Genomic DNA, 26,658 nt, shown 5'->3' on the forward strand with positions numbered 1-26,658 from the left:
ATCAGTGGCCAGTACCATAACAAAAGACATTACCAAAAACACACAATAAAATAACAATTATTAAACAACTTTTATACAAATTGGTAATACCAATTTTAAGTAGCATTAAATAATTAATGAAAACAAGAGCATAAGCTATTGGTTGAGTATTTGACTTCACGGATAAAAATCATTTTTTGGTTATTTAAGTCCTTAATAAACAAGACGAAACCTATATGACCAATTTAGTAAATTTGTGACTTTGACAGTGTAGGCACACCTAAAAATAAAAGGCATAAACTAAGTGAATTACGTTTGAGGGAAAACAGGATAAAACAAGTAACGGCTTAACTAGGTATATTCTATAAGACTTGTGTTAAACGCCCTTAGGTGTAGGGCGTTTTAACAAAAAACTACAGTTGGTCTGCTTCTTTAATGCGCTCTTGGCGAGCTTGCTCTTCAGCAAAAGCGGCTTTGATTTCTTCAAGTACTGAGTCCACATTAGCAGCTTCACCAGAGTCTTCAAAGTGTCCAGTTAGTTGAGTTTCAGGGGTAAGCTCTCCCGCTTCAAATAAGGCCCACATTTCATCGGCGTAACGGGTGTTAATTAATTCAGGGGCATACTGACCGTAATATTCATTCATATTACGAACATCACGTTGCAACATACTAAAAGCATTATTATTTGCAGCAGCATCTACTACCTGTGGTAAATCAATAATCACGGGGCCGTAATCATCAACTAACACATTAAACTCTGACAAATCGCCATGGACTAAGCCTGCGCATAACATTCTCATGACGTAGACCATCATAAGAGTATGATCTTCGATGGCTTGCTCTGCATCCATAGAAACATCGTTTAATCTTGGCGCGACTTCGCCTTCATCATCGGTCACCAGCTCCATCAAGAGTACCCCGTCATAGCAGCCATATGGCTCGGGTACTCTTACATCGGCTTTGGCCAATTTAAAAAGCGCATCAACCTCGGTATTTTGCCAGGCTTCTTCTTGTTGTTTGCGACCAAATTTAGAGCCCTTCTCCATGGCTCGAGCTCGGCGAGTATTACGTACTTTTCTGCCTTCTTGATACTGAGCAGCTTTTTTGAAGCTACGCTTCATTGCTTCTTTATAGACCTTGGCACACCGCACTTCTTTACCACAACGTACCGCATAAACAGTCGCTTCTTTACCGCTCATCAATTGATATAAAACCTCATCAATTAAGCCATCAGCAACCAAAGGTTGTAGTCTTTTAGGTATTTTCATTTGTTCCTATAGTTAAGTGACATATATCACTTTAACTCTGTTTGTTTATACGTTGAGTGTCATGCTTTAAACCCTGTCACTCTATATTCATTATCATAGCAAAATCAACAGACTAATTGGCAAAATAACTTAACCTTACTTTTAGTCATTAATTATTTTAGATATTTGGATTAATTTAGTAAGTGAGATAAACCAAAATCAAATATTCCTTTATAGTAAGCACATTAGATTTAACTCAACCACAGGCCTAACAGTAATGAGCGCCCATAGCGACGTCACTAAACGATTTTTATTAGCCACCAAGCGAGCTGAAATTAATGCCCTGCAATTAGTCGCCTCTAATTGCCAGGTGGTAACTACGGTTTCTGAACTCATCCATCAACTGCAAAAAGAAAGAGGGATCAGTAATATCTTTTTAAGCAGTGCAAATAGAAGGTTTGAACAAGAGCATAAAGATCAAATTGATAGGGGAATTCAAGCAGAAGAGCTATTGCGAAGCCAATTAAAAGCTAAGTATCTACACTCCGACGACATAACAAACAACATGCGTTTGTTAAACACCATTACCTTAGCCCTGCAAGGGTTAGATTATATTTCCACCCTAAGATACAAGGTACAAAAACAAGAGCTGACGGCACTAGAGTCAATGCAAGCCTACAGCCAACTTATTAAAGGCTTGTTGTCGGTAGTATTTGAAGCGGCCGACGTGGGCAGCGATCCGAGTATTACCAAGATATTAGTGGCCCTATTTAACTTTATTCAAGGTAAAGAATACGCAGGACAAGAGCGAGCTTGTGGCGCTTTAGGGTTTTCAAAAAGCATGTTCGACCAAGCTTTGTGCGAGAGTTTAAGTCAACTGCAACAAGCGCAAACCGACAGTTTTACAACCTTTGAAGAATTTGCTTCGAATCAAGAAAATACCTTATGGCACTCATTACAAGGCAAAGACACAAACAAGCAATTGCAACAAATGCGCACTATGATGCAGCAGCTTGCTGATGGCTCCGCCATTTCTTCAGAGATTAGCGAAGTATGGTACGAACTCACCACCCATCGAATCGATGCCATGCGAGCCATTGAAGAGAAGCTTACCTCTAGACTACTAGAAGTGGCGCAACAGCGCGTTGAGCAAGCAGATAAAGAGTTATCGGAGCATAAAAAACGGGTTAATAAGTTAGCAGCCACCTCTCCCCTTTCCACCGAGCTCACCTTAGATATGGTGCTCGATGTATCTGCTGACAATATCCCTAAGGCCTATAACTCCCAGTTAAATGATCTAGCAGATAATTCTTTGTACGACTTACTTCGTGAGCAATCTGAAAATATTAAAAAGATGACAAGCGAACTTGAGCTCGCCAAACAAGCCATTGCAGAACAAAAAACCATTAACCGAGCCAAGCTATTACTTATGCAACAGCTAAAATACAACGAATCTCAAGCCCACAGAGCATTACAAAAACAGGCAATGGATCAAAAAGTTAGCCTAGCTGAAATGGCAAGGTTAGTTATTAAAGCCAGTGGTTCAAAATAATATGGCAACACAAAAAGTAGCTGTTATTACTGGAGCTAGCCGTGGAATAGGCGCAGTAACGGCTAAGTTATTTGCCAAGCAAGGTTATGCTGTATGCATTAACTATAAATCTAACAAAGACGCGGCTGAAGAAGTAGCTCGGGCAATCACCTCTGATGGCGGAAAATGTATCATAGTGCAGGCCGATGTCTCTTGTGAGAAAGACGTAGTAAATATGTTCGAATCAGTAGACAAGGCTTTAGGTAAGGTTTCGGTTTTAGTCAATAATGCTGCAATGTTAAAAACACAATCTCGCCTAGAAAACATGACAGCTGCCCGTATCAATGAAGTACTGACAACCAACATCACAGGATATTTTTTATGCTGCCGCGAAGCTGTAAAAAGAATGTCTACCGCTGATGGTGGTAGTGGCGGGGTTATTGTGAACGTATCATCGGCAGCAGCCAGAACTGGCTCCCCCAATGAATATATTGATTACGCAGCATCCAAAGGAGCAATTGATACCTTAACCAAAGGACTGGCATTAGAAGTGGCTGCAGAAGGGATTCGGGTAAACTGCGTACGACCGGGCCTTATTTACACCGACATGCATAGTGACGGTGGCGAGCCCAAAAGAATAGAACGTTTAAAAAATGCCATTCCCATGAAGCGGGGCGGCCAACCCAATGAGGTTGCCGAAGCAATTTATTGGTTAGCATCAGACAAGTCATCTTTTGCAACGGGCAACTTTTTAGATTTAGCAGGTGGCTTGTAACCAGCTTGCCTGCTAAACCCAGTAGTAAAAGCCTAACTATTTAGCCAGCAACACCACAATTTGCTTGTGAAGAGCTTCAGCATCTAGTTGTCCATAGTGCAGCACTAAATCTGACTTACCATCCATATTTAAATCTACCACTTCTATTGATGAAGCGTTTTGAGGCATAGTCATTTTTTGCCTTAAAGAACGTCTAGCATAAGGCTTTTTATCATTGGGGGTTGCGTACAACACGCGAATTACAGAATCTCCATCAGAGAAGACAATATCTTTGGCATTATCTCCGTTCACATCAACCACTTTAGTGAGCGGCTCACCGGTTGCCCCTTGAGACAAACTAAAAGTCATTTCTACTTCCTGGCTAACAAGTGGTTTTTCGCTATATTTTCCGTTTTCGTCCATAGCAAAGATCAACACATCCTGATCAATCCCCCCAGACAGGAGCGCACCTATAATTTGAGAAATACCAATATCAAATGAAGATACAAATACCTCTTGTACTCCATCACCTTGTAAATCAACAAACTCTAAACCTGATAAGGTCTCGTGCCACTTAACCCTAGTATCAGCCTCTTTTGAATACTTTAGCTGTTGCTCAACTTGCTGACCTAAATAGAATTCAAACTCGATGTTTTTATCCAACACCCCTGAGCTTTGGGTAAATTGCACTGCTAAATCAGGAATGCCATCACCGTTAAGGTCGGTAATATTTTTAACAGTGCGATGCTCTAAATTACTTTGGTCTAAATCCCTACCATTTGTGTCTTTTACATCCCACCAGTCTAAACCATGGATTGTTTCAGCAACCACTATTGAGGCAGGCTCACTTGAAAACTGCAAATCAGGCTTTTGGAAAAACACTGTTAATCTGCCTTGCTCTGCTATGACTAGATCATCTTTGTGATCAAAATTCAAATCTTCAAAAAACAACTTATTTTCATAAAAAGACACGCCGTCTTCTTTGGCTTCTTGTCTTGCTCGAATTGGTAATGTTTGCGAATGGCGCAGCCCACAGCAATCTGACAACCATAAATTAAGGGTCTCAAACCCCTGTAGAATAATATCGTTGAGACCATCTTGGTTAAGATCTTGGATAAAATCTTGATGGATAAATACGTCTGAAGAATCAGCTAAAAACAAAGAGGACACTTGCTCTTCTTCTATCATGCTAGCAGGATGAGACAAATGAGCAGGCACATACCTTGTCACCCATTTATTGGATAGTAAGTAGATATTTTGAAGCCCACTTTCGTTGTTCACTCCCACGTCAAACGCAAATACGTCCTTGCCAATAACAACACTATCATGATGTATATACTGACCTGTTTCTGGGTTTAACTTTAAAATAGCGAGAATACGCTGGTATTGATCATCTACTCCAACAACCAGTAACTCTAGGCCGTCATCGTGTAAAACATTGGCCGGCAAAACCGGTTGGGTAACTGTTATCTCTAAGGGAATAACCTGAGTGCTAAATATCTCCGTGTATTTTGCCTGACTGGGCAAACTGCAAAGAAAAAATACCACAGCATATAGTAGGTTGGACAACTTCACTCTAGGCATAAACCCATGTAACTCCATGTTTGCACGTTAATGATTTAACAATGTATCAAACTCCAATCCCAGTTATAAGACAAAACTGTAAGCGTATGATTCAAAGTTAAATCTGCTATTGCACAAAACCATAAGGTCTATATTCAAAACTCAGTGAATTTAATGTTACTCTAGTTTAAATTTGCGAATGTAGGTTTAGAACCTTGTTAAGACTACTTTTATTGATATCAGCTATGCATACGCTAACAGCCATTGCCGCAGTACACCCATTTGAAAACTTAAGTGGCTTAAAGCGTTTCGATAAATCCGCCACACTGCCACAACAAGCTAGTAAGCTGACTAACCAATTTGATATCAAAGGGGTAAAAGTCGGGGATAATGTTTTAGCTCAAGCCATACAACTTGATGCTCAAGGGGGTGAATTAGGCAGAATAAGAGGCGGCTATCGCAGTGATAAAATCCAGTTTGATTTTACTCAAGCCTATAAAGATACTAGCCTCAACCAAAAGCTAGCACTTTACTTCAATAAAGACAGTGGCTTCATTAATCGTATAAATATCAAGTACCTACTAAAAGACAGCTACTTTGACATTGCCCCAATTAAGCAACAAACTTTCAATGCTGCTGTTTTAAAGTATGGCGCTCCCCTAACTATGGACGACGCTTACTCAATGAGTAAGCAAAAAGGCAACTTGTCATTAGAGCGTTTCATTAATGGGTTACTCGAAAATAATACTGTCAGCCCCACTGCCCTTGCCTATTTGCGAGAAAAGAATATTTCTAGAAGTGCAAAACTTGTAAAAGATGAAGAAGGTTATGCACTCATGCATACAGGCTTTGACCGTTGCTACTTGTGGCAAAAAGACACATTTAATCAAGTGTTGAGCTTTTGTTTTTTTGACAAAAGTGGCGCAAACGTAAACGGACGAGGCATAGAATTAGACTTATACAATTTTGAAATTGCTGATTTGATTGCAGAAACTCCCACTCCAAATACTCCTCTTCCTTTAACGCTATAAAGGAAGTGACAGGCTCAAAGCCAATTCAATATTCACTAAGAAAAGGATTCAGTTAAGGATGCCGATAATACAAAAACTCAAGCCCTTGCTTTGGGGATTGATTGCTTTGAGCATAGTGCAATTTAGCCATGGCGCCACAGAGGCAAATACAGACTTAGCCAAAGTAACTAAGGCTGCGCCCGCCTCCTGGGTAAGATTGCAATCTTATCAAGTTGGTGAACTTGCTTCACTTAATAGCCCTACCCACTATCATTTAGTGGACAATCAAGTCTCTGGTGTAGATAAAAAGCAATCTTATTCCCGCTATGTATATTCACTAACAGATATCTCTGGGGTGGAGTCAAATTCCGATATTCGAATTCGCTTTAATCCGGCCTATGAAACAGTCGTAATACACGATATTGGCGTTCACCGTAGGGGCAAACTAGTCAATAGCTTTGATATTCAAGACATAGAAGTGATTAATGCTGAAGACAGTCAAAATAAAAACATTTACTCTGGGCTAGTAGATGCCCTACTACTCCTTAAAGATACTCGAGTGGGCGATGTTATCGACTATAGCTATACAGTGGTAGGTTCAAATCCTGTGTTTGGAAATCGCATCACCTATGGCTCCTACCTAGGTTGGTCAGTGCCGGTTGATAAAGTGAATCTTATGGCAAATATGCCAAAAGACAGACCGTTAAATTACAAAGTTTTTAATGCCAAAGAAGAAGTAAAGACCCAGGTTACCTCTGAGCTCCTAAGCTACTCTTTGACTATTAATAAAACCCCAGCATTATATGAAGAAGACAATATGCCCTCTTCTTATGATCCATACCCTTTTGTGCAATTCTCCGAATATAAGGATTGGAGCGATGTGGCAGCTTGGGCTAACGAATTGTTTAGCAGCAACTACACCCCATCCAAAGAGCTGGCTGATTTCATTGTAGAATTGAAAGCCATGAGCCAAGACAAAGCCATTAGTGCTGCCATCAATTTTACCCAAGACCAAATCAGATACTTAGGCTTAGAGCTGGGCGAAAACTCCCACCGCCCTCACAGGCCATCAGATACATTTGAGAACAGGTCTGGAGATTGTAAAGACAAGTCTTACTTATTGGCCTTCCTTTTGGGGCAACTAGGCATACAAGCTCACCCTGCTTTGGTTTCCACCTCTCTAAAAGGTTCTTTAAATGACTATCTGCCAAGTCATAGCTTTTTTGATCATGCCATTGTGGAATTTACAGTAGCTGGAGAGCAATATTGGATTGACCCCACTATTACCCATCAGGGGAAGTCTTATCAATCAAAGTATCAAACTAATTATGAGCTAGCATTGCTAGTTAGTGACACCACAACACAACTGTTAGATGCGACACCTTCTCGCAGCAAACAATCTCATATTGAGCTCAAAGAGCTCATTGTAAGCGCTGATTACATGTCGCCGGTACAATGGACAATACGCTCTACTTTTACCTTTAAAGAAGCAGAAAACCTTCGCTACCGTATCAAGTCTCAAGGTAAAGATTACTTGAGTAAACAATATTTAAATTTTTACGCTAAGCAATTTCCCAACATAGAGGTACTGACGCCGCTCACCATAGATGATAATACTTCAACCAATGTGGTGACTATTACTGAACAATATCTAGTACCGGATTTTTGGTTTTTAAACGCTCAAAAAAGTGCTGAATTTAGCATTAGAGCAAATTACTCTGGTCAGTATGTAGAAAAGCCTAGCTCCATCAAGCGGGAACATCCCCTTGCGATAGCAGAAAACATCTCGATTGATCATGATGTGATTTTTCAGCTTCCAGAGCATATTGATTTTACCTCTGAAACTGAACACCTAGTGTTAGAAGACCAGTATATCAAGTTCATTTCGGATATTTCTTACGACAGAAGACGCTTTAGATTTAGAAATCAGTACCTAACAAAACAAAATCGCGTCCATGTGGAAAACGTTTCCGAACACATTGCTTTATTAGACAAGATCCAAAACCGCATGAGTTACAGCAATAGCATTACAAATGTGACCGAAGAGTTGGGAAGACAAGAATTAAACAGGCTTATTCATTCCTTAAACACCAAAACATTAAGCCAAAGTGCAACCACAGGTAATTAATATGCAGCTCATAAAAATTCCACATGTATTTTGGACAGGCTTTTTATTAGTAGTTTTATGTAGCTGTCAATCCACCAATATTGAAGCCCCAACTACCAACCTAGATTTAAACTCAGTTGAGTTTAAACAAGACACAATTTATACATTCAACACCAGATTAGAAGAAGCACTCAACGCCGCAGACTCTGATTTTTTTGCGAGCCAAATAAGTAGGAGTGCTATTTCTGAAAAATTAACAGAGAAAGCTCCTGATATATTTTTCTCACCGCAACAGATAGATGCCACAGCCTTAAAATTTAAAAACAAAGTGTTAGAGTCTGTTTCTGTCATCCCATCTGTGATCAGTTGGGAGTACCTCTACTCTGAAACCTTTTCCTTAGCTGAAGTAGCCAGTTATTACCGCCAAGAAACAGAAGAAGGCTATAACTATTTTATATTTTGGGTTAACCCCAATACCTTTCAAATATTTGATTTTCATCCAGTAACCTTTGAACTATCTGGCTTAGACTTTCTTGTTAAGTTTAGTAGCTTGATGATTGAAAATAGCAAAGGTGATAACAAACAGTTAGTTAGAAAACTCATTGCAGCAGTGCAGGCACAAGACATTGAGCAAATTATTCCCATCTACCGAGAAGCCAAAGACTCTTTGGTTTCTGAGCCTGTTCTAGATGACTTTGTATTGCGCTCTATAGGACAGTTTGCATCGAGCGAAAACTACGAAACCTTAATTGAAAACATAATTGCTGATTTTGAGAAGCAAAGTAAATCATCCTTGATGTTTGAAAGTTATTATTATCAACAAGGTAATTTCTCAAAGGCGATTAACGCGGTTAAGGCCGTTAAAAAATTCGCATTAAACGACAGTAAAATGCAAAGTGAGCTCTCGATATTACATAGCCTCAATAACAACCACTCCCTTGCCATTGAACATGGCAGTGCGGCAATCATAGCTAACCCGCAAGATGAAGAAGCCTATTTCAGCCTATTACAGGTTGCACTGTATGCAGAAGACCATCAGTTAGCAACCGAGATTATCGATGTTTTGGTAGCAAAATTTGACTACATAATTGATAAAGATGTCATAGTAGAGCTTGATAATCACCAAGCTTTTTTAGAGTCAGATACATTTGCAGCTTGGGCCCAAAAACATATGCAAATCTAGCAAATAGCTTTGGCATAACCTATAAATAAAAATAGGCTGTAAACAAGGCCAATAAAAGGGATAATTACCTCATATTTTAATCCCTTTTTAGGACACGAACATGACAATCACTCGTAATGGTCATCGATACATCGATGTAGAAAGCGGAAAAACCTTAGACGTATGGTTCCCACGCAGCAATAAATATATTTCACGTAACTGCTTAGCTAACAGAGTTGGCCTTATTAAAGGTGAGTTTGTTGAAGTCACTATCGACATAGATGCAAAACCAGAATCAGCAGAAGACGCCTATTTACGTTTACACCTTTTGTCAGAGTGCGCGGTACAACCTAACCAAATCAATCTTGAAGGCGTATTTGGCCTACTGACCAATGTTGCTTGGACATCTGCAGGTCCAATTCTTCCTTCTAAAGTAGAAGTATTAAGAGAGCTTATTTCTGAAGAAGAGCACCACTTAGCCGTAACTTCTATCGATAAATTCCCAAGAATGACAGACTATGTTATCCCTGAAGGTGTGCGCATTGGCGATGCAGACAGAGTAAGAATGGGTGCTCACTTGGCTTCTGGAAGTACAGTTATGCACGAAGGCTTTGTAAACTTCAATGCAGGTACATTAGGTAGCTCTATGGTTGAAGGACGTATATCACAAGGTGTAGTAGTAGGTGATGGTTCTGATATCGGTGGCGGTGCCTCGACTATGGGTACGCTATCAGGTGGTGGTAAAACCATTAACTCTATCGGTAAGAGCAGTATGGTTGGCGCCAATGCAGGTATTGGTATTTCATTAGGAGATGACTGTATTGTTGAAGCAGGCTTATACGTTACTGCTGGCACAAAAGTAACAACCCCAGACGGAGAAGTTGTAGCAGCACGTCAACTATCAGGTATGAATGGCTTATTGTTCCGCCGTAACAGTCAAACTGGTGTGGTTGAAGCAGTAGTTGCTGATTCATCTAAATGGGGTGGATTAAACGCCAGCCTACATAGTAACGACTAGTGTTACTTTAAAAGCTTAATGATAAAGTTAAGCCCTTAGCCTAAAGGGCTTAACTTTTAGTTAATCTACTTTAGGCTAATCTTAGTACTGAGATTCCACCCAGCTTTCAAAAATCAAACAAGCCGACACACTGTCTACCTTTTGCTTATCTAATTTTTTATAGCCACCTAGCTCAAATAATCTAGCTTTTGCATCAACCGTGGTTAAACGTTCATCGCAGGTTTCTACTGGCACCCGATATTTTGCATTTAACCTATTCGCAAACTTTTTAGCAGCAAATGTAACCTGCTGGTTAGTGCCATCCATATTAAGAGGTAAGCCCACAACAGCTAATTGGGGTGACCACTGCTCAAATACTTTTGCCACCAAATCCCAATTAGGAATGCCATCTACCGCTTTTAATGCATCTAAAGGGGCCGCTGTGCCTGTGATCTCTTGTCCCACTGCTACACCTATACTTTTGGTTCCAAAATCAAAAGCAAGGACAGTTCTTTGTTTAGGTTTGCTCAATTTGTTTCCCACATATAAATAGATTAGGCATGACCGACATCAGGGCCTAATTGCCAAACATCTATTCCTAAACGATGGACAGCTGTCTCCCATTTTTTATGAATGGGAACATCAAAAAGTAACTCTGTATCAGCCTCAACCATTAACCAAGAGTTGGTTTGGATCTCTTCTTCTAACTGACCTGCAGACCAGCCTGCATACCCTAAAATAACTAACGACTTTTCAGGAGCTTGTTCATTTCCTAAAGACGAAATAATATCCTTAGAGGTAGTCACCATAATTTCAGAAGTCATAGTTAGACTAGAACTCCAACCTGGCTGAGAAGTATGTAAAATAAACCCTCGGTCTTGGCTTACAGGGCCACCAGCGAGGACTATTTCATTTGCTTTTTCATCAAGTACTTGTGCATTTTCATCCACTTGATTAACCAAATCTTTTAGCTTCATACCCACAGGTTGGTTAATTACCAAGCCCATTGCTCCACTCTCGTTGTGCTCACAAATATACGTCACAGTCCTCGTAAAATAAGGATCTTCCATAGTGGGTGTGGCAATTAACAAATAGTTTTGCAGACTTTGCATCTAATCTTAACCCTCTTTAGCGGCTAAGCGCTTTTCAATGGCATCAAACAACATACCTGTGATATTGACATCATAGGCAGCTTCGATCTCTCGTACGCAAGTAGGACTGGTTACATTTATTTCTGTCACTCTATCTCCAATCACATCAAGACCAACAAATATCAGGCCTTTTTCAACCAATAACGGCGCTATGGTCTCTGCAATTTTTAAATCAGACTCAGACAAAGGCTGCGGACGCCCCGTACCACCAGCGGCTAAGTTGCCACGGTTTTCACCTTTAGTGGGTAAGCGCGCCAATGCATAGGGAACCACTTGGCCATCTACTATTAAAATTCGCTTATCGCCATCTTTAATTTCAGGTAAAAACTTCTGAAACATAGCGTAACGCGTTCCCAACTCAGTCAAAGTTTCAATAATGACACCTAGGTTATTACCGTCTTCTTTAACTCTAAAGATTGAGGTACCACCCATACCGTCTAAAGGTTTACAAATAATGTCTTTGTGGTTTTTATGAAATTCACGAATGAGCTTAGCGTCCCGCGTAACTAATGTATCTGCGACTAGCTCTGGAAACCAAGACGTAAATAATTTTTCATTAAAGTCACGTAAACTCTGAGCTTTATTTACAATCAAAGTACCGCTTTGCTCTGCTAGTTCAAACATATGAGTAGCATAGATAAATTCATTATCTACTGGCGGGTCTTTGCGCATCAAAATAACATCAAGTTCAGCTAAACCTAAATACGCTTCTTGCTCCAGAGTGAACCAATCATTAGCATCTTGTTGCACAGTTAAACTTTGCATACGAGCCATGGGTTTGCCGTTTTGCAAATACAAGTCGCCCATTTCCATATAAAACAACTCATAGCCCCGTTGTTGGGCATCCAATAACATAGCAAAGCTAGTATCTTTTTTAATATTAATAGAAGTGATGGGATCCATCACAATACCGAGTTTAATGCTCAAGATATATCCTCTGGAAAACGTTTAGGTGTTAAGTCACGAATCGAACTTATAGGACCTTAATTTGGCGGTGTTTATTGCAAAATTCAAGTCTTAGCCAAGATTAAATCATTCAAGGACCACTTAATCCCAAAGCGCCTTTTTAATAAAGCATAAAAAAGGGCTGTGCTAGCAAGCAACAGCCCTTCTGATCCAAGGAACAATACATGTTTCAGGTTCCCCTAAATAATCACGTATTCATCGGTCACTACTCCGACACTGTAAGTGTAGAACTCAAATATGACGAAAAAAGGAAAACGTGACGAAATACCTTAAGCTTAAGACAAATACCCACAATTAAGGCACTTTGAAATATTTGCTTACTTACCCCAGGCCAAGGGAAACATTTAAATGTATTCAGATATTTTATAAAAACGGAGGGAAGAGATATTGTCTTTAAATGAACAAAAAACAATAAAAAAGCCCTAGAAATAGGGCTTAAGTGCAAAGTAACAATGTTACTTAAAAGGCATTTTCTTGATGGATTTTTATAAATAAGGGAGTGCCATATTTACTGTAATCAACTTTGTACTCTTTACCATTAATGGTTTGAATAAAGACTAACGTTTTTTCCTCACCAAACACATCATTACTACTGATATCAATTTTTTCAATATCAAGAGATTTAGCTTCTCGCTTATTCTCTGGAATTTGCCCAGTGTATTCTTTAATACCTTTATGACTAACAATTACTGGGGGGTGATCATCACCATTCATTACCAACAAATCTAACTTTCTTACTTTATGGATAATGGTATTACGACCACTTACTAAATAAGGTCTCTCTGTCACGTTTATCTCCGGCTTAATGCTTACAGTGCATTCAATGTAAAGAAGATACCAAAGTTTATTTGGCCTTGCACCTGTTAGTTACTAGGTAATATATTTTAGCAAACAAACCTTTATAGCTAGTTTTATAAAGTTTGCGACTTGTTAATTACCGCTAAGTTTAGCTGTAATTTTTATAAAGGTGAGTAAAAATGCGTTTAAATATGTAGCTTTAACACCCTAAAAATACTGTCACAAGGTAAAGATGCTGAAAAAATCAGCAACCAAACTATTTTATATAACAAGTAAGATGACAACACTAAAAAAACTGCTTATACTGCGCCTCGATTTTGATAAGCCTCTTCCTTTCAAAGTCTAGTTTTTAAAAGTGGCCCTTTAGCTCAGTTGGTTAGAGCATACGACTCATAATCGTCAGGTCCCCTGTTCGAGTCAGGGAAGGGCCACCATTTCTTAAAGACTTCCTACGATAGTATTCACTAACTAATTTTAAATATTATATTTTCGGAACGGTAACGGATCGGATTAGGGATAAAACACATCCAAGTTTAAATTAGCAACCACGCCCTAGAATACATATCAGTAATTTACTTAGCTTCATGCTGTTTTGTATGGTTTACTAATTACTCATTAGTAAATAAAAGGAATTAATCAATGAAAACATCAACGTTTGTAATCTGTATCGCTTCTCTAGGTCTTTTAATTGGCTGCTCTGCAAATAACGCATCTGTGCGTACATCTGTCTCACCAATAGATGGAAAATCAACAACCATAATCACTGATAGTGCTTTTTCGCTAAGTTATATTTATCCTGCTAACGACGAGGGATTAGGAATACGCTTGGAAGGCGGAAGAGTCTTTGATAAGGAAGAGGCATCGATTATTTTTGATGCGTCAACGGATCATGGTTTTAGAGAAGCATTTTTCAAAGCCGATGGTGAAACTTACTTTATGACACCTTCAGCCGCCCTTACAGATTTTAAGGCAGATAAACATGGGGTTAGAGCTTCAAAAGAGTTTATGATTGGTTGCTCGGAGTTAGTTAAGGTAGCCAATAGTAAAGACGTATACCTTAGAATTACGTATTCTAATGGTTTCGTTGATTACAATGTATCTAAGCCTTTCAGGGGGAGCGATGGTTTTGGTATGGTAAAAAAAATAGCAAGCTATTGTGTTTAACTTGTTATTTTCCACTATACACAGCTAACTAGAGCGGCTAATCATAAAGTTGACCAAATATTAAATCTTTCCAAAGCGTTGTTCGCTGATAGTTTTTAATCTGCGTTCTAACGTTTCTAATCTAGTAATGTCTTCTTGGTGCTTTGTCGTCTTTTTCCATTTTGGCCTGGGTATCCATGAGGTATATTCAAGATAATTAGGTTGATAAAGTTCTAGCTGTTCTTTCCCGTGGGTTTTTATCCGCTGTTTATCAATCATTTTAATAATATTGTTTACTTCCTCAGAATGGGGGCTGTCATATGTCACACCACTACAAGAACGACACACAAGTAAGGATTTTGTTAGGTATAAACGACAAACTTCATTTTCTCTAACTTTCTTTCTTGGCGCTCCAAATACGTTTGCCATTCATCATCCTAAATTTATTGATAGGTGTTTTTTATATAGTTTTAGGTTTAAATACGTTTTAAAGATCGCCTATTTCTAGTAGCCGTAGATATATGACTTTTTCAACAAGGGGCTGAACATCAAATATTATTCAACAACAGCGTTAGCTAAAAAGCACAGCCTTGAGCCAAAGATACTTTTTTCGAAATTAGTTGAAGTCAATTACATTGTTCGTGATACAGATAAATGGCAACTCACTGCAAAAGGTAAACTGGCAGGAGGAAGAATTAAGACATCTAGCAAACTCGGGCAGTATATTGAGTGGCCTGAGAGCTTTGATTTAGCAACACTCCCCGAGCATTCAACTCCCGATGTACCAATAGAAATGACAACCTCATCAAAGCTAGGTAAAACATTGGGGCTTTCTGCAACTAGATTAAACTATATATTTTCTGAGCTTGGCTGGGTCACTAAGCATATGAAAGGTTGGGTGGTAACATCCCATGGTAAAAAGTTAGGGGCTGTGCAAAGTGAGGATTCTCGTTCTGGTATTCCCTATGTTAAATGGCCCACAACCATTTTAACCTCAAGTGTATTAACAGAAACCCTTAAGGGAATAACCGCTCAAGGCCCATTCGCCCGCCCACTTTCAGAAACAACCGAAAACGCTAAGGCACTATATCAAGGGGCTGATGGACATTATTTACATTCTAAGCAGGAAGTGCTCATCGACAACTGGCTTTATTTTGCAGAAATAGCACATGCACACAGACGAAAACTTCCCATAGATGAAGAAGTACTAAGTGATTTTTATATTCCTGCAGGTAAAGTCTATATAGAGTATTGGAGCGACAACCTTGACCTTAAGTCCCAAGCGCAAAAAGATAAAAAGTTAGCGGTATATAAAAAATATGGCTTTAATTTGATAGAGCTTTCAGAAAAAGACTTAGACAGCCTAGATGACATTTTACGTCGCCAGCTTCTTAAATATGGAATTCAAGCTTACTAACCATTTAGATATTCATACCCAATCTAGTTATTAGAATTAATACCAACAATGCTGAGGTAGCAGCGATGAAAAAAATACTTATATTTGGTAACTCAGGCTCAGGAAAGTCGACCTTATCCAAAAAATATAGCGATGCAAAGAACCTAGCCCATTTAGACTTAGATACAATAGCTTGGTTACCTTCCACCCCGCCACAACGCAAACCCTTAGCTGATTCTAAAATTGAAATAGATACCTTTATAAGCACCCATAAAGGTTGGGTAATAGAAGGTTGCTACACAGACTTACTAGAATTGGCTAGCCCATCAGCCACAGATATTGTTTTTATGAACTTACCCATTGAAGACTGTATAGATAACGCTAAACGCAGACCTTGGGAGCCACATAAATACCCCTCAAAAGCCGCTCAAGATGCTAATTTAAATATGTTAGTGGAGTGGATTTCTCAATATACAAATCGAAGCGACGGCTTTTCTCAATCAGCACATCAAGGCCTATTTGAAACGTTTTCTAAATCTAAATTCATGATTAGTAATAATTCAGAGGCTAGCGCTTGGTTAAACGCTCAACTTTTGTAAGCAACTAACAAACTAGACAAGGTTCACCTCCCCTAAGCATTCCCTCAACTCACTCAATTTGTACACGGGCACTGAATACATAAGTATTTTAAAACATACCTACAAAGCCACCATCTAGTATTACTCTAGTCCTATCTCATATGTGCACCAAGTGCACCACAAACCCAGTTAGGAGAATGACATTGTCTACCATGACAGCTTTAGAAACTAAATTTAGATTAGTAACCCGTAGCGATTTTGACGGACTAGTTTGTGCCGTATTATTGAAAGAATTAGATTTAATTGATGACATAAAGTTTGTACACCCTAAAGATATGCAAGATGGTGCAATTGATATTACTGCTAACGATATTACTACCAACTTACCCTATGTAGATGGATGTCATGTTGCTTTTGACCATCACTTAAGCGAAATGTCACGAAGAGGCGACAACGCTAAAAGTAATCACATTATCAATCCAGACGCCCCATCAGCGGCCAGAGTGGTTTATGACTACTATGGTGGACATGATGTTTTCCCTGAAGCTTGGGACGACATGATGGCTGCAGTTGATAAAGCGGATGCAGCTCAATTTAGTAAAGATGAAATACTCAACCCTGAAGGGTGGGTACTATTGAATTACCTAATGGACAGTCGTACTGGACTAGGCCGATTCAGAGATTTTAGGATCTCGAACTACCAATTAATGATGGAATTAATTGATTATTGCCGTAATCACACAATCGAAGAAATCATCGCATTGCCAGATGTTCAAGAGCGTGTAGACCTTTATAACGAACATACAGAACTTTTTGCTGACCAAATTAAGCGCTGTGCCACTGTATTTGGTAATGCTGTAGTACTTGACCTACGAGACGAAGATACCATTTACGCTGGAAACCGCTTTATGATCTATGCGTTATTCCCTGAATGTAATATTTCAATCCACCAAATTTGGGGCTTCCAACGCCAAAACGTTGTGTTTGCTATTGGCAAATCTATTCTTGATAGAAGCTCTAAAACCAATGTAGGTGAATTATGTTTACAATTTGGCGGCGGTGGCCATAACGCAGCGGGTACTTGCCAAGTATTAGAAGCACAGGTTGATGAAACCAAAGCAGCACTAATACAAAAAATCACCAATGATGGTTAATCTATCCAAATAGCTTAATACCTTTAAAAATAGCGGCCTTAGCCGCTATTTTTTTATTCAAATTACTTCTCAGCAGAGTACGGGTCTTCAGCAAGCAGGTAGGCTCTTAAGTCAGACTTTTGTTCTTGAGACACCAACCAGTTGCGAAATTCTTTAATCTTAAGGTAATTCTCAGAGCCAAATTTGGCCTCATAAATATCAGCAAAGTTTTGCTTAGAATTATTATGACGGATATTTCTTTGCCAATGTTGAGTAACAACAGCATTTAAACAACCCGCTAGCCCTTCGCTTTTTAGTAACTCCCACTCACCTTTATCTAGCCACAGTCCACCAACTAGCGCACTGTAATCGAGTTTGTGTTCATTTTTAGCCGAGATCCTAAATTTGCGCATTATGGTGCTGGTAATCGGGCAAAGTAAGGCATTTTTACTATCAGACACGTCTGATTCAGATACCTCAATATTCTCAGAAAACTGATAATTAGGGTTACGCTCTTTCCAAGATACATAATCTTCAATCAACACCCAATTACCACCACAGTTTGAACAAGTATGCGCTCGAAACTGGCCTTCAATAAAACTAGGGGTTAACTTCCCCTCTTTACAGCTAGTGCACTTCATAACAATCCTTTAACACCTAAATTAAATTGCAGACTATCAACAAATCATTAGTAAGTCATTATTCGTCAAAAAGTTGTCGTGACTCTTGGCCCTAAAACAAAAGCCACTGTAACTACATGATATTTATAAAGAATGAATGGGTGGTACAAATGGTGCAATTAATCAATAGATAAAAATAATACACAAGGGATGCTTAAATTGGCCATTCAAAACTCAACACATATATTTATTGATAAACCAGCCACTAGGCTGCCAACGCGGCCAATAACTAGCCTATTGGGCAACAGTGCAGTGCTCGATTCTTTACTCCCTGAATTGTCAATTTGGCAAAAACCTTCTCCTAAACAAGAGCAAGACTTAAAAAATATTGATTCATACATGCTACTAGAAACCAAGCAAGTTCTAGAACGGGTAGCCAGCATTCTCTCTAATTTAAAATTAAGTCACACCTTACCTTTTACTTTAAACATTCAACGTTCAGGGCAAACGACAAATCTATTAATAAAAGAAGATATCGCCATCAATAAAAAAGTTGTGAAAGCCATATTGCAAGATAAATGGCTAATGGGAGCATTTGAATGGCTATGCCCAAACTACCTTGCTTTGGCCCATTCACAAGAGTTACTAACCTTTTCTCATGCTTATAAAGAAGACAACCAAGCAGCTCTGCTTCATTACCACCATTTGCAGCAGCCAGAACCAAAGCTTAAGTGTTATTTGACTTGTAGATTTGAACAAAGAAAACCTAAGCTAACTTGGCACCTAGACTCACCTAAAACATCCTACTGTATAAAAGAGCTAGAAATTAATTAACACAAAACTGAACTAAAACTGACTTTAGCTCTCTGAATATATAGTTTTTATGTGTGTGTTCCTTTTGAAGCCTGATTTGTAATCAGGCTTTTTTTTGCTCAAAAAATAATGCCAACACAAGTGAACTAAAACTGGTTTTAGCTCTCTGAATATATAGTTTTTATGTGTGTGTTCCCTTTGAAGCCTGATTTGTAATCAGGCTTTTTTTTGCTCTAAAAATAATGACAACACTAGTGAACTAAAGCTGACTTTAATTCTCTGAATATATAGTTTTATGTGTGTGTTCCCTTTGAAGCCTGATTTGTGATCAGGCTTTTTTTTTGCTTAGCAGAAAATAACCTAGCTCTACTATTTTAATTGCAAAAAAGCGAATAATAATTACCACAAATTTGAACTTCTGCTACCTTTAGATCTCTACTTCTATAGTTTTTATGTGTGCTCCTTTAAGCCTGATTTTTTAAATCAGGCTTTTTTTTGAGTTTTTTCAGTAGCTAACTCCTCTTGTAACCAAGTCGTAAATACACTGATACGATTCATACGAGGTGACTCCTCATCATATAACAAAGAAAACTTTAGCCCTGGCTCAATCTGAATATCAAAGGGTTTTATTAACGCTCCAGAATCAATTAAGTCTTGCGCCATACTTCCTGCTGTCAAAAAAATTCCATGGCCACTTAGCACCGCATTAATCCCCATTTCCCAGGTTGTTACCTCCATCCACTTAAAACACGCTGGATCTATGTCAACATTCGCAAGCTTAAACCAGTCTTTCCAACTAAACCCAGGCTGCCCAGAGCCAATGGCTTCAACTAAACGGCATTGATTGATCCTATCTGGCCTAGTTAACATTTCATCCCGATACACCCTAGGTGAACAAATTGGAAAAACGGGATCAAGAAACAACACTTCTTGGTGTACATTGTCCACTTGCTTCTCACCTTGGCGAATAGCCACATCAATATCTGAATGGCGCACATCTTCATACTGAGGAGAAGCTAACGCCCTCACTTGTACTTTTGGATACAAAGCTGAAAACTTCCACAACCTAGGCACTAACCACCTAGAACAAAACGAAGGAGACGCGGTTACCGTTAACACTCCTTCTTCTGGCTCAGCTTGAATACGGTCAAACCCGTAAGACAACTCATTAAAAGCCTTAGCAACAGATCCAGAAAGGGTTTTACCCTGCTTAGTCAAACGCATCGCTCTGCCTTCTCGGCTAAACAACTTAACTTGAAAGTAAGACTCAAGGTTTCTGATTTGTTGACTAACAGCGGCCTGTGTAATTGACAACTCTTCAGCCGCCAAGCTGTAACTTTGATGCCGAGCCGCAGCATCAAAACAGCGTAATAATGCAATATGTCTCAATCGCTTATCCATTAGTTAAACTTATATTAAAAGTAAATATTGATTGTTCGTAATATTGCCACACAAAAGACAAGATGTACTCCACAAACAGGAGAATAAACATGTTAATTGCACCGGACAAATCAACTAGAACTAAAAACCCAAAGAAAACAAGCGACTCTAGCACCAAGTTCAAGAAGTTAAACTTATGGTTAGCAAAAATTGGAAAGGCCTTAAATACAGAGCAGCAATCAAATTATAAGTAAAAGCTAACTTACACGGTTGAGCTTTCGTGGATACTAAATGTATTAAATAATCGCATAATTTTGGCGCTAAGAGTTCTTACTTACGACACTAAACTAATTTTTGCCTTAATTTCTAATTACTTTATATTAGATAGTCGTCGAGGCTGCACCACAACGGAAAAGCATTTATATTGACCATTCGACTCGGACTAATAAAGCCCCAAGACATAAATGTATTGAGTGCACTTTAGACTGATCGTTTTATCGATTATAACGCCCTAATTAATGTTAAACTTAGAGAAATTAACATATTTCTAAAAAGCTTAATGGTTAAATAATCAACTAAACACTAACTATAAAAACAATATGAAATCAATTGAAGCCAAGCAATAAGTCATAGCTCTATTACACCTAAAGTATAATCCCTCCTAACGTCTATTATCTATTACAATACGCACCAGTTTAGTTTTAAGATTAAGCAAAATATATCTAAAACTATAGAGCATGAACTCTAATGAGTTAAATCCTAATTTATATACATAGATTAATTCGAAGTTTGGAGCTCCCTATTAAATTAAAATGTATAAAGGATAGAAAAATGTTTCAACACAATACAATAAACTATCGGCTATTTATAACGATAGTTTTTTTGTTTCTAACTTCCTCACTGGCTTCAAACACAGTGCAAGCTAAAGCTTGGAAAGGTGCAGAGATAATCACAAACGAAGAGTTTAAATACGGCGCATTCGAAGCTAGAATCAGAGGTCCTAAAGGGTCAGGATATGTGGTGCCGTTTTTCTTATGGAAATATGACTCTGAGCTTTCAGGGACTGAATGGCAAGAGCAGGATTTTGAAATTTTTGGCGCAGACGGGCAGTTTCAAACTCAGCTCATGACACCTGGTAACCCGAGAACAGAAAACAAAGTTAAACACATTGTCTTGCCATATCCAGCGTGGGAGAAATATTACACCTACAGAATGGAGTGGACGCCAGAGTATCTAGCATTTTACATTGATGGTGTAATAATACGCCGAGAGACAAATGCGAATAGATATTCGAAGTTCCTCGACGAATCTAGAGCAGAACCAGCAGAACTGCGTATTAGTTTATGGGCCGGCAACTATGACTTTACAGGTTTTTTTGATCAAGACTCAGCTCCAGGTGCAACCTTTGTAGAATTTGTTAAAACATATACTTACAATCATGAAACTAAAGACTTCGATCTAAATTGGGTTGATGAGTTCGATTATATCGACAATTCAAGGTGGTATTTTGCCAATTGGACATTCAATGTTGCCATTAATGATTATGTCGCAGATAACGCAGCGGCAATTGATGGTAAATTAGTCATAGCATTTACGTCAGAAGAAAACCAAGGAGTTTTCCCAACAAACATTCCCCCCGATAACGAGATAATAGGTATTGAAGAGGTGGATATTATTGAGGAGACAAACCCACTCCTTACAAACAACAACATACCTGCTTATGAAATACCATCTGAGTTCAATTCCTTAGAGTTTCATCGATCATTAGATGATGAAACCTATAACAAAGGTAACTTAGAATGTGGTAGTGGCCCAACAGATGCAGGTAAAATTGGCAACGAGTGTTATGTTGGCTGGTTAACTCCAACAGAATGGTTAGAATATACAATAACCCCTGATTTACCTGGTGTTTACAATTTTAGTTTTGAGGTCGCAACTCAAGCAACAAACAGGTATTTTACAGCATCGCTCAATGACGAACTGATCCAAAGTAAGATTGAAGTTAATAGTCTTGGATGGACCACTTTCTCAAACTCAACAATTAGTACTTATCTAGCTGATGAAAGCACTTTGAGTTTAGGTTTTCCTACAGGGGCTGTAAATTTAAAAAATATCAGTGTTAACTATAGCCCTACTCAATTTATTCCATATACCAGCGAAACGTTGCAAGCAGAGTTCTATCATAATTCTAAAGATAACACAGTTGGAAATAATGGTGAGCAATGCGGTTCTAGCGGGAATGCAGACACGGTTATGACTGATGAAACCTGTTTCGTTAGCATTGAAGAAAATGAGTCAATTGGATTTATCATCCAAAATGACTTAGGGGATATAAAATCAATTGAACTTTTACTTCAAAACTTAAGTGATATTCCGACAATTTATTCAATTAAAATTAATGGTGAAACAGTTTTAAGCAATATAAGTTTTTCCGAGAAGCAATTTACCTCCAGCATCCATGAAATTGATTTACCAGATAGTATATTCTCAATGGATATTGAGGTTACTGCAGGAATACTAGGTATCGATTCTTTCCAATACTTAGACTACCTACCAAGTGATGCGCCAGACTCGGCAATTTCTGTTCCAGCACTGATTGAAGCTGAGGATTTTGATGCATATTATGATACTACAATTAATAATTTAGGTTCATCAACATGCAGGACAGGTTCTGTTGACGCTCAACTAACAACAGACTCAGCAGGTGGTTTCTGCAATATTGGATGGACTAAAGCTGGTGAGTGGCTCGAATATAACATTAATGTTCAACAAGAAGGATACTTCGTTATTACCTTACGATTAGCTTCAGCTTCAGTAAGCCAGCAGGTAAGTGTACTTGTAGACGGAGAGCTTATAGATACTGTCACCTCGCCTAATATTGGCTGGCAAAGCTTTGCTGATAGAAACATCAGCACAAAATTAACTCATGGGAATCATACGTTAAGGATTTATTTTGAAGATGGCAACAGTAATTTTAACTACATATTAATTACGGAAAATACTGATGCTATCACTCCAGATCCAGTAGAGCCAGAACCTAGTGATCCTCCAACAAGTTGTAATTGGTATGGCACGCCTACTCCAATGTGTATGAGCCAAGATACTGGTTGGGGATATGAAAATGGCCAATCATGTGTTTCTACAGGTGTGTGCTATAGCGATGCTCACATAGAGTGGCATGAGCTATATGGCACTCATCCTTAAGCTTTAACTAATTGACGAACACTAATCATGTGTTGGTGTTCGCTAAGTTTTAATTACCCGCACAAACATATAACTTAACAACGCTCTTCAAATTCATTAAGAAACAAAAGCACGTAAAAAGCTCCTACGACCTAATTCCACCTGCTTCAATAGGTAAGCTTAAACTGCATTAATTGCTAGTATTGATTGTTCCAGTCACATTTAACTTAAAGCTAATTTGTCATCAACACACGGGAAATAACAAATACTTAACCGTGACAAAACCCTATGGATAAAAAATACAAAACATCTTTGTCACTGTAAGTTGGGGTTAATTTAAAATTAATTAACCTTTGGAAATTTAAGACTAATGCAAACTTGTAGTTTGCCTCCCTAAACGATTACAAAACTGAAGCAGACTTTTTAAAAGAAATTTTTACTAAGTTATTTTACCAATAGTCTTTCCAAAAACTTCATGCTAGAACTACATGCTCGATAAATAAAATTAATAATAATCGTAAGCCCATAATAATTTAATATGGTTTTGACTAGGTTTTTTACCAACAATTACCTGGCCACTTTACTGGAGTGTAACCATGAAGAATTTATCTGTAGATTTTTTGCGTTCATTTGTAACCATCGCGCAAACTGGCAGTTATACCTTGTGTGCAGAGCGGCTAAAACGGACTCAACCTGCTATTAGCTTGCAAATAAAAAAACTTGAAGAGGTGGTAGGTGAAAAACTTTTTCTACGGGAAAACAATAGACTCACTTTAACTTTAGCCGGCAGTAAGTTACTGGAATTTGGCATGAAAATGCTCATGCTAAATGATCAAGCAATGGCTGAATTTGGGAAGCCTCAGGTAAGTGGCAACATCAAACTTGGTATACCTAGCGAGTTCTCAACTACGCTCATGCCCAAAATTATCAGACGTTTTACGCATACCTATCCAGAGGTTTCATTAGAAGTACATTGCGCTCTAAGTAAAGATTTAGTTTGCGAACCACTGAAAAACCAGTTTGATCTGATACTTTCTTTACAAGAGCAAGCAGATCCAGAGCAAGAAGGTTTTATTATTACCGATCAATTAGTTTGGGTAGGTAGTCAGAGGTTTGTCAATAAAGTACCCGATAAGCTGCCTTTAATAGCTGCTCCAGCACCTTGTATTTACCGCAAGCGGGCGACCAACCTTTTAGCTAAACTAAAAAGACAGTGGCAAGTTGTGTATACCATTGCAGATTTAAATGGTATTCAAGCCGCTATTAATGAAGACTTGGGTATTACTGTATTAGCAAGAAGTACCGTTCCACCTGGATTGTTCATATTACCCCAGCAAGCTGAGCTACCAGATTTAGGATATATAGGAGTATGCTTACTCAATCCTCAAAAAGTACGTTCTGAAGCCATTGAGTTACTTGCAAAAGATATGATTAGCCAACTAGCTTCATAAGTAAAAAAAAAACAACAGCACCTCTAGATTAATCTAAGGTGCTGTGTATTTTTTAGAGTGGGCAAGCCAATATTGCTGATAAATATAGAGTGACTAAGGGTTAGTTTTTACCTTTGGGTATTCCACTCCCAACTGCTGCATATAAGTATCGTATTTTTCAGGATCATAATAAAATGGTCTCATTTTTTCACGAAACTCCCCCATTATCTCTTTGTTTAGATGAATCTGCGGCACATCTGTGTCTCGCAAAAACGATTCATACTTAATGTCTTTGGTTTGCACATTATCAAAGTAATCTTTCACCTCAGACATCAATTCAGGATCGGTAAATAAGTCAATCATGGTCATAGCATGGGCTTTGGCACCTGCCACGATCCCCTTATGAGCAATAGGGGTTGCCATAGCGACTGCATTTGACCAGTGGTGTCCTGGTAAATTAGGAATATTCGAAGGATAAGATAACCACATAGAGGGTGTTACCCAAGAGATATCCCCCATATCATCAGAGCCACCGCCTGTCATAGTACTTGGATCAGGTGGTGCAACAACTGGCATCACCTCTGTTGGTAAACCTGTTACTGGTGCACCAATTTCTTTTTGTAGCGACTTGGCTAAGGTTATATCGGCTTCAGACCATTTGGGCATACCCACTTTTTTAATATTCTCAAAAGCTCGCATTGCCATTGGCTTGTTATAGTGACCAGGCCATGCAGTTCCCATTACCGTGGAGTCCCAGGTGGTATTGGTCATTAGGGCAGCACCTTCAGCCATCTGGTCTCCCACCTCCCACAATGCTTTTACATGTGGGTAATCTAGCTCTCTAAAAAAGTACCAAGAGGTTGCTTTAGAAGGTACAACATTAGGTTGGTCTCCTCCATCAACAACCACAGAATGAGTTCGCTGAGCAATGCGTAAGTGTTCTCGACGATAGTTCATCCCAACACTCATTAGCTCAACAGCATCTAATGCACTTTTTCCTCTCCATGGCGCCCCAGCACTATGCGCTGACTCTCCATAGAAATTGTACTGAATCGATACCATGCCTGAAAAAAATGGATTACCGTAAAAGGTACCAAATCGATTCCCTACGTGGGAATAAAGTACCGCATCTACATTGTCGAAATACCCTTCTCTGACATAGTAAGCTTTGGTAGCCAATTGCTCTTCAGCTACACCTGGCCACAACATTATTGTGCCCTCGATATCATTCTCTGCCATATACTCTTTTAAGGCCATCGCAGCGATAATATTAACTACCTGCCCTGAATTATGACCTTCTCCATGCCCGGGAGCGCCCTCAACAATAGGATCATGGTAAGCCACCCCAGGTTTTTGTGATGCTTTTGGGATACCGTCTAGGTCAGTCCCAAGCGCAATAACAGGTTTACCGGAGCCCCAAGTGGCAACCCATGCTGTTGGGATCCCTGCAATTCCTTTTTCAACTTTAAAACCTTGTTCAGCTAAATGTTTGGTTAAATAGGCAGAAGTTTCAACCTCTTGAAAACCTAGTTCGCCAAACGAAAAAATCATGTCGTTCATGACTTGTGCAAGCTTTGCTTGCTTATCTACTGCCGCTACAACTTGCTCTTTTGCTGCTTCTCGTTGTGAATCCGTAAATGTTGTCGCTGTTGCAGCGCACGAAATAATAAAGCCAAGCACAGCCATGCTTGTCTTTTTCTTAAAATTTAACATATTG

Annotated in this window: 23 protein-coding genes and 1 tRNA gene; 14 read left to right on the top strand and 10 right to left on the bottom strand. The window is 38.8% G+C overall.

Annotated elements, in window-relative coordinates:
* Positions 1-392 precede the first annotated feature (392 nt).
* On the bottom strand, positions 393-1,247 hold the full coding sequence (locus ACMUMK_RS15810) for a PA4780 family RIO1-like protein kinase (RefSeq protein ID WP_414702114.1): 855 nt from the start codon (positions 1,245-1,247) through the stop codon (positions 393-395).
* A 256-nt stretch (positions 1,248-1,503) separates the two neighbouring features.
* On the opposite strand from ACMUMK_RS15810, the gene ACMUMK_RS15815 reads away from it, so the two are divergent.
* A complete protein-coding gene (locus tag ACMUMK_RS15815; protein WP_414702115.1) occupies positions 1,504-2,778 on the top strand; it encodes a nitrate- and nitrite sensing domain-containing protein in 1,275 nt (424 codons plus the stop codon).
* Between the two features lies 1 nt (position 2,779).
* Positions 2,780-3,532 carry an SDR family oxidoreductase gene (locus tag ACMUMK_RS15820; protein WP_414702116.1) on the top strand — a complete coding sequence of 251 codons (753 nt, stop codon included), beginning with the start codon at positions 2,780-2,782 and terminating at the stop codon, positions 3,530-3,532.
* A 36-nt stretch (positions 3,533-3,568) separates the two neighbouring features.
* On the opposite strand, the gene ACMUMK_RS15825 is transcribed toward ACMUMK_RS15820, so the two are convergent.
* The gene (locus ACMUMK_RS15825) at positions 3,569-5,095 is read right to left on the bottom strand and encodes an FG-GAP repeat domain-containing protein (RefSeq protein ID WP_414702117.1); all 1,527 of its coding nucleotides are present in this window, start codon (positions 5,093-5,095) and stop codon (positions 3,569-3,571) included.
* A gap of 194 nt (positions 5,096-5,289) precedes the next feature.
* Here ACMUMK_RS15825 and ACMUMK_RS15830 point away from each other — a divergent pair, with 194 nt between their 5' ends.
* The 4 genes from ACMUMK_RS15830 (at position 5,290) to ACMUMK_RS15845 (ending at position 10,371) form a co-directional block, all read left to right on the top strand.
* Positions 5,290-6,105, top strand: coding sequence for a hypothetical protein (locus ACMUMK_RS15830; protein ID WP_414702118.1), 816 nt, complete (start codon positions 5,290-5,292; stop codon positions 6,103-6,105).
* 58 nt (positions 6,106-6,163) lie between these two features.
* Positions 6,164-8,212, top strand: a complete 2,049-nt coding sequence (locus ACMUMK_RS15835; RefSeq protein WP_414702119.1) for a DUF3857 domain-containing transglutaminase family protein — start codon at positions 6,164-6,166, stop codon at positions 8,210-8,212.
* A gap of 1 nt (position 8,213) precedes the next feature.
* The gene (locus tag ACMUMK_RS15840) at positions 8,214-9,374 is read left to right on the top strand and encodes a tetratricopeptide repeat protein (RefSeq protein WP_414702120.1); all 1,161 of its coding nucleotides are present in this window, start codon (positions 8,214-8,216) and stop codon (positions 9,372-9,374) included.
* Positions 9,375-9,474: 100 nt separating this feature from the next.
* Positions 9,475-10,371: a tetrahydrodipicolinate N-succinyltransferase N-terminal domain-containing protein gene (locus ACMUMK_RS15845; protein WP_414702121.1), complete on the top strand. Its 897-nt coding sequence runs from the start codon at positions 9,475-9,477 to the stop codon at positions 10,369-10,371.
* 81 nt (positions 10,372-10,452) lie between these two features.
* On the opposite strand, the gene ruvX is transcribed toward ACMUMK_RS15845, so the two are convergent.
* The 4 genes from ruvX to ACMUMK_RS15865 all read right to left on the bottom strand — a co-directional run bounded on the left by ruvX (position 10,453) and on the right by ACMUMK_RS15865 (position 13,256).
* Complete coding sequence (gene ruvX / locus ACMUMK_RS15850; RefSeq protein ID WP_414702122.1) at positions 10,453-10,881, bottom strand: Holliday junction resolvase RuvX; 429 nt, start codon at positions 10,879-10,881, stop codon at positions 10,453-10,455.
* Positions 10,882-10,904: 23 nt separating this feature from the next.
* On the bottom strand, positions 10,905-11,462 hold the full coding sequence (locus ACMUMK_RS15855; RefSeq protein ID WP_414702123.1) for a YqgE/AlgH family protein: 558 nt from the start codon (positions 11,460-11,462) through the stop codon (positions 10,905-10,907).
* 6 nt (positions 11,463-11,468) lie between these two features.
* Complete coding sequence (gshB, locus tag ACMUMK_RS15860; RefSeq protein ID WP_414702124.1) at positions 11,469-12,428, bottom strand: glutathione synthase; 960 nt, start codon at positions 12,426-12,428, stop codon at positions 11,469-11,471.
* Positions 12,429-12,926: 498 nt separating this feature from the next.
* Positions 12,927-13,256: a hypothetical protein gene (locus ACMUMK_RS15865; protein ID WP_414702125.1), complete on the bottom strand. Its 330-nt coding sequence runs from the start codon at positions 13,254-13,256 to the stop codon at positions 12,927-12,929.
* A gap of 366 nt (positions 13,257-13,622) precedes the next feature.
* Between ACMUMK_RS15865 and ACMUMK_RS15870 the strand changes: the two genes are divergently transcribed.
* Positions 13,623-13,699, top strand: a tRNA-Ile gene (locus tag ACMUMK_RS15870).
* Between the two features lie 205 nt (positions 13,700-13,904).
* The gene (locus ACMUMK_RS15875) at positions 13,905-14,429 is read left to right on the top strand and encodes a hypothetical protein (protein ID WP_414702126.1); all 525 of its coding nucleotides are present in this window, start codon (positions 13,905-13,907) and stop codon (positions 14,427-14,429) included.
* Between the two features lie 60 nt (positions 14,430-14,489).
* Here the strand turns inward: ACMUMK_RS15875 and ACMUMK_RS15880 are convergent, their stop codons facing one another.
* Entirely contained in the window at positions 14,490-14,837 is a 348-nt protein-coding gene (locus tag ACMUMK_RS15880; protein WP_414702127.1) for a hypothetical protein, read from the bottom strand.
* A gap of 364 nt (positions 14,838-15,201) precedes the next feature.
* Here ACMUMK_RS15880 and ACMUMK_RS15885 point away from each other — a divergent pair, with 364 nt between their 5' ends.
* The 3 genes from ACMUMK_RS15885 to ACMUMK_RS15895 all read left to right on the top strand — a co-directional run bounded on the left by ACMUMK_RS15885 (position 15,202) and on the right by ACMUMK_RS15895 (position 17,536).
* A complete protein-coding gene (locus ACMUMK_RS15885; RefSeq protein ID WP_414702128.1) occupies positions 15,202-15,825 on the top strand; it encodes a glycerol kinase in 624 nt (207 codons plus the stop codon).
* A 65-nt stretch (positions 15,826-15,890) separates the two neighbouring features.
* Positions 15,891-16,403 (top strand): shikimate kinase, encoded by a 513-nt coding sequence (locus tag ACMUMK_RS15890; protein WP_414702129.1) that lies wholly within the window; start codon positions 15,891-15,893, stop codon positions 16,401-16,403.
* 191 nt (positions 16,404-16,594) lie between these two features.
* Positions 16,595-17,536, top strand: coding sequence for an exopolyphosphatase (locus ACMUMK_RS15895; protein WP_414702239.1), 942 nt, complete (start codon positions 16,595-16,597; stop codon positions 17,534-17,536).
* 62 nt (positions 17,537-17,598) lie between these two features.
* On the opposite strand, the gene ACMUMK_RS15900 is transcribed toward ACMUMK_RS15895, so the two are convergent.
* Positions 17,599-18,156, bottom strand: a complete 558-nt coding sequence (locus ACMUMK_RS15900) for a zf-TFIIB domain-containing protein (RefSeq protein ID WP_414702130.1) — start codon at positions 18,154-18,156, stop codon at positions 17,599-17,601.
* A 198-nt stretch (positions 18,157-18,354) separates the two neighbouring features.
* Here ACMUMK_RS15900 and ACMUMK_RS15905 point away from each other — a divergent pair, with 198 nt between their 5' ends.
* Positions 18,355-18,969, top strand: coding sequence for a hypothetical protein (locus ACMUMK_RS15905; RefSeq protein WP_414702131.1), 615 nt, complete (start codon positions 18,355-18,357; stop codon positions 18,967-18,969).
* A gap of 462 nt (positions 18,970-19,431) precedes the next feature.
* On the opposite strand, the gene ACMUMK_RS15910 is transcribed toward ACMUMK_RS15905, so the two are convergent.
* Positions 19,432-20,349, bottom strand: a complete 918-nt coding sequence (locus ACMUMK_RS15910) for a LysR substrate-binding domain-containing protein (protein ID WP_414702132.1) — start codon at positions 20,347-20,349, stop codon at positions 19,432-19,434.
* A gap of 810 nt (positions 20,350-21,159) precedes the next feature.
* Between ACMUMK_RS15910 and ACMUMK_RS15915 the strand changes: the two genes are divergently transcribed.
* Positions 21,160-23,532: a family 16 glycosylhydrolase gene (locus ACMUMK_RS15915; protein WP_414702133.1), complete on the top strand. Its 2,373-nt coding sequence runs from the start codon at positions 21,160-21,162 to the stop codon at positions 23,530-23,532.
* A gap of 575 nt (positions 23,533-24,107) precedes the next feature.
* Complete coding sequence (locus tag ACMUMK_RS15920) at positions 24,108-24,962, top strand: LysR family transcriptional regulator (RefSeq protein ID WP_414702134.1); 855 nt, start codon at positions 24,108-24,110, stop codon at positions 24,960-24,962.
* A gap of 93 nt (positions 24,963-25,055) precedes the next feature.
* Here ACMUMK_RS15920 and ACMUMK_RS15925 read toward each other — a convergent pair whose 3' ends face one another.
* A complete protein-coding gene (locus ACMUMK_RS15925; protein WP_414702135.1) occupies positions 25,056-26,654 on the bottom strand; it encodes an amidohydrolase in 1,599 nt (532 codons plus the stop codon).
* Positions 26,655-26,658: the final 4 nt, after the last annotated feature.

Origin of the sequence: Paraglaciecola sp. 2405UD69-4 (genome assembly GCF_047525415.1) — a bacterium.
Classification (GTDB): domain Bacteria; phylum Pseudomonadota; class Gammaproteobacteria; order Enterobacterales; family Alteromonadaceae; genus Paraglaciecola.

Coding starts and splice junctions, on each gene's coding strand:
- ACMUMK_RS15835 (WP_414702119.1), top strand. CDS start 6,164: ATGCCGATAATACAAAAACTCAAGCCCTTGCTTTGGGGATTGATTGCT.
- ACMUMK_RS15890 (WP_414702129.1), top strand. CDS start 15,891: ATGAAAAAAATACTTATATTTGGTAACTCAGGCTCAGGAAAGTCGACC.
- ACMUMK_RS15840 (WP_414702120.1), top strand. CDS start 8,214: ATGCAGCTCATAAAAATTCCACATGTATTTTGGACAGGCTTTTTATTA.
- ACMUMK_RS15895 (WP_414702239.1), top strand. CDS start 16,595: ATGACAGCTTTAGAAACTAAATTTAGATTAGTAACCCGTAGCGATTTT.
- ACMUMK_RS15900 (WP_414702130.1), bottom strand. CDS start 18,156: ATGAAGTGCACTAGCTGTAAAGAGGGGAAGTTAACCCCTAGTTTTATT.
- ACMUMK_RS15875 (WP_414702126.1), top strand. CDS start 13,905: ATGAAAACATCAACGTTTGTAATCTGTATCGCTTCTCTAGGTCTTTTA.
- ACMUMK_RS15910 (WP_414702132.1), bottom strand. CDS start 20,349: ATGGATAAGCGATTGAGACATATTGCATTATTACGCTGTTTTGATGCT.
- ACMUMK_RS15815 (WP_414702115.1), top strand. CDS start 1,504: ATGAGCGCCCATAGCGACGTCACTAAACGATTTTTATTAGCCACCAAG.
- ACMUMK_RS15825 (WP_414702117.1), bottom strand. CDS start 5,095: ATGCCTAGAGTGAAGTTGTCCAACCTACTATATGCTGTGGTATTTTTT.
- ACMUMK_RS15845 (WP_414702121.1), top strand. CDS start 9,475: ATGACAATCACTCGTAATGGTCATCGATACATCGATGTAGAAAGCGGA.
- ACMUMK_RS15920 (WP_414702134.1), top strand. CDS start 24,108: ATGAAGAATTTATCTGTAGATTTTTTGCGTTCATTTGTAACCATCGCG.
- ACMUMK_RS15885 (WP_414702128.1), top strand. CDS start 15,202: ATGACAACCTCATCAAAGCTAGGTAAAACATTGGGGCTTTCTGCAACT.
- ACMUMK_RS15855 (WP_414702123.1), bottom strand. CDS start 11,462: ATGCAAAGTCTGCAAAACTATTTGTTAATTGCCACACCCACTATGGAA.
- ACMUMK_RS15925 (WP_414702135.1), bottom strand. CDS start 26,654: ATGTTAAATTTTAAGAAAAAGACAAGCATGGCTGTGCTTGGCTTTATT.
- ACMUMK_RS15880 (WP_414702127.1), bottom strand. CDS start 14,837: ATGGCAAACGTATTTGGAGCGCCAAGAAAGAAAGTTAGAGAAAATGAA.
- ACMUMK_RS15810 (WP_414702114.1), bottom strand. CDS start 1,247: ATGAAAATACCTAAAAGACTACAACCTTTGGTTGCTGATGGCTTAATT.
- ACMUMK_RS15820 (WP_414702116.1), top strand. CDS start 2,780: ATGGCAACACAAAAAGTAGCTGTTATTACTGGAGCTAGCCGTGGAATA.
- ACMUMK_RS15915 (WP_414702133.1), top strand. CDS start 21,160: ATGTTTCAACACAATACAATAAACTATCGGCTATTTATAACGATAGTT.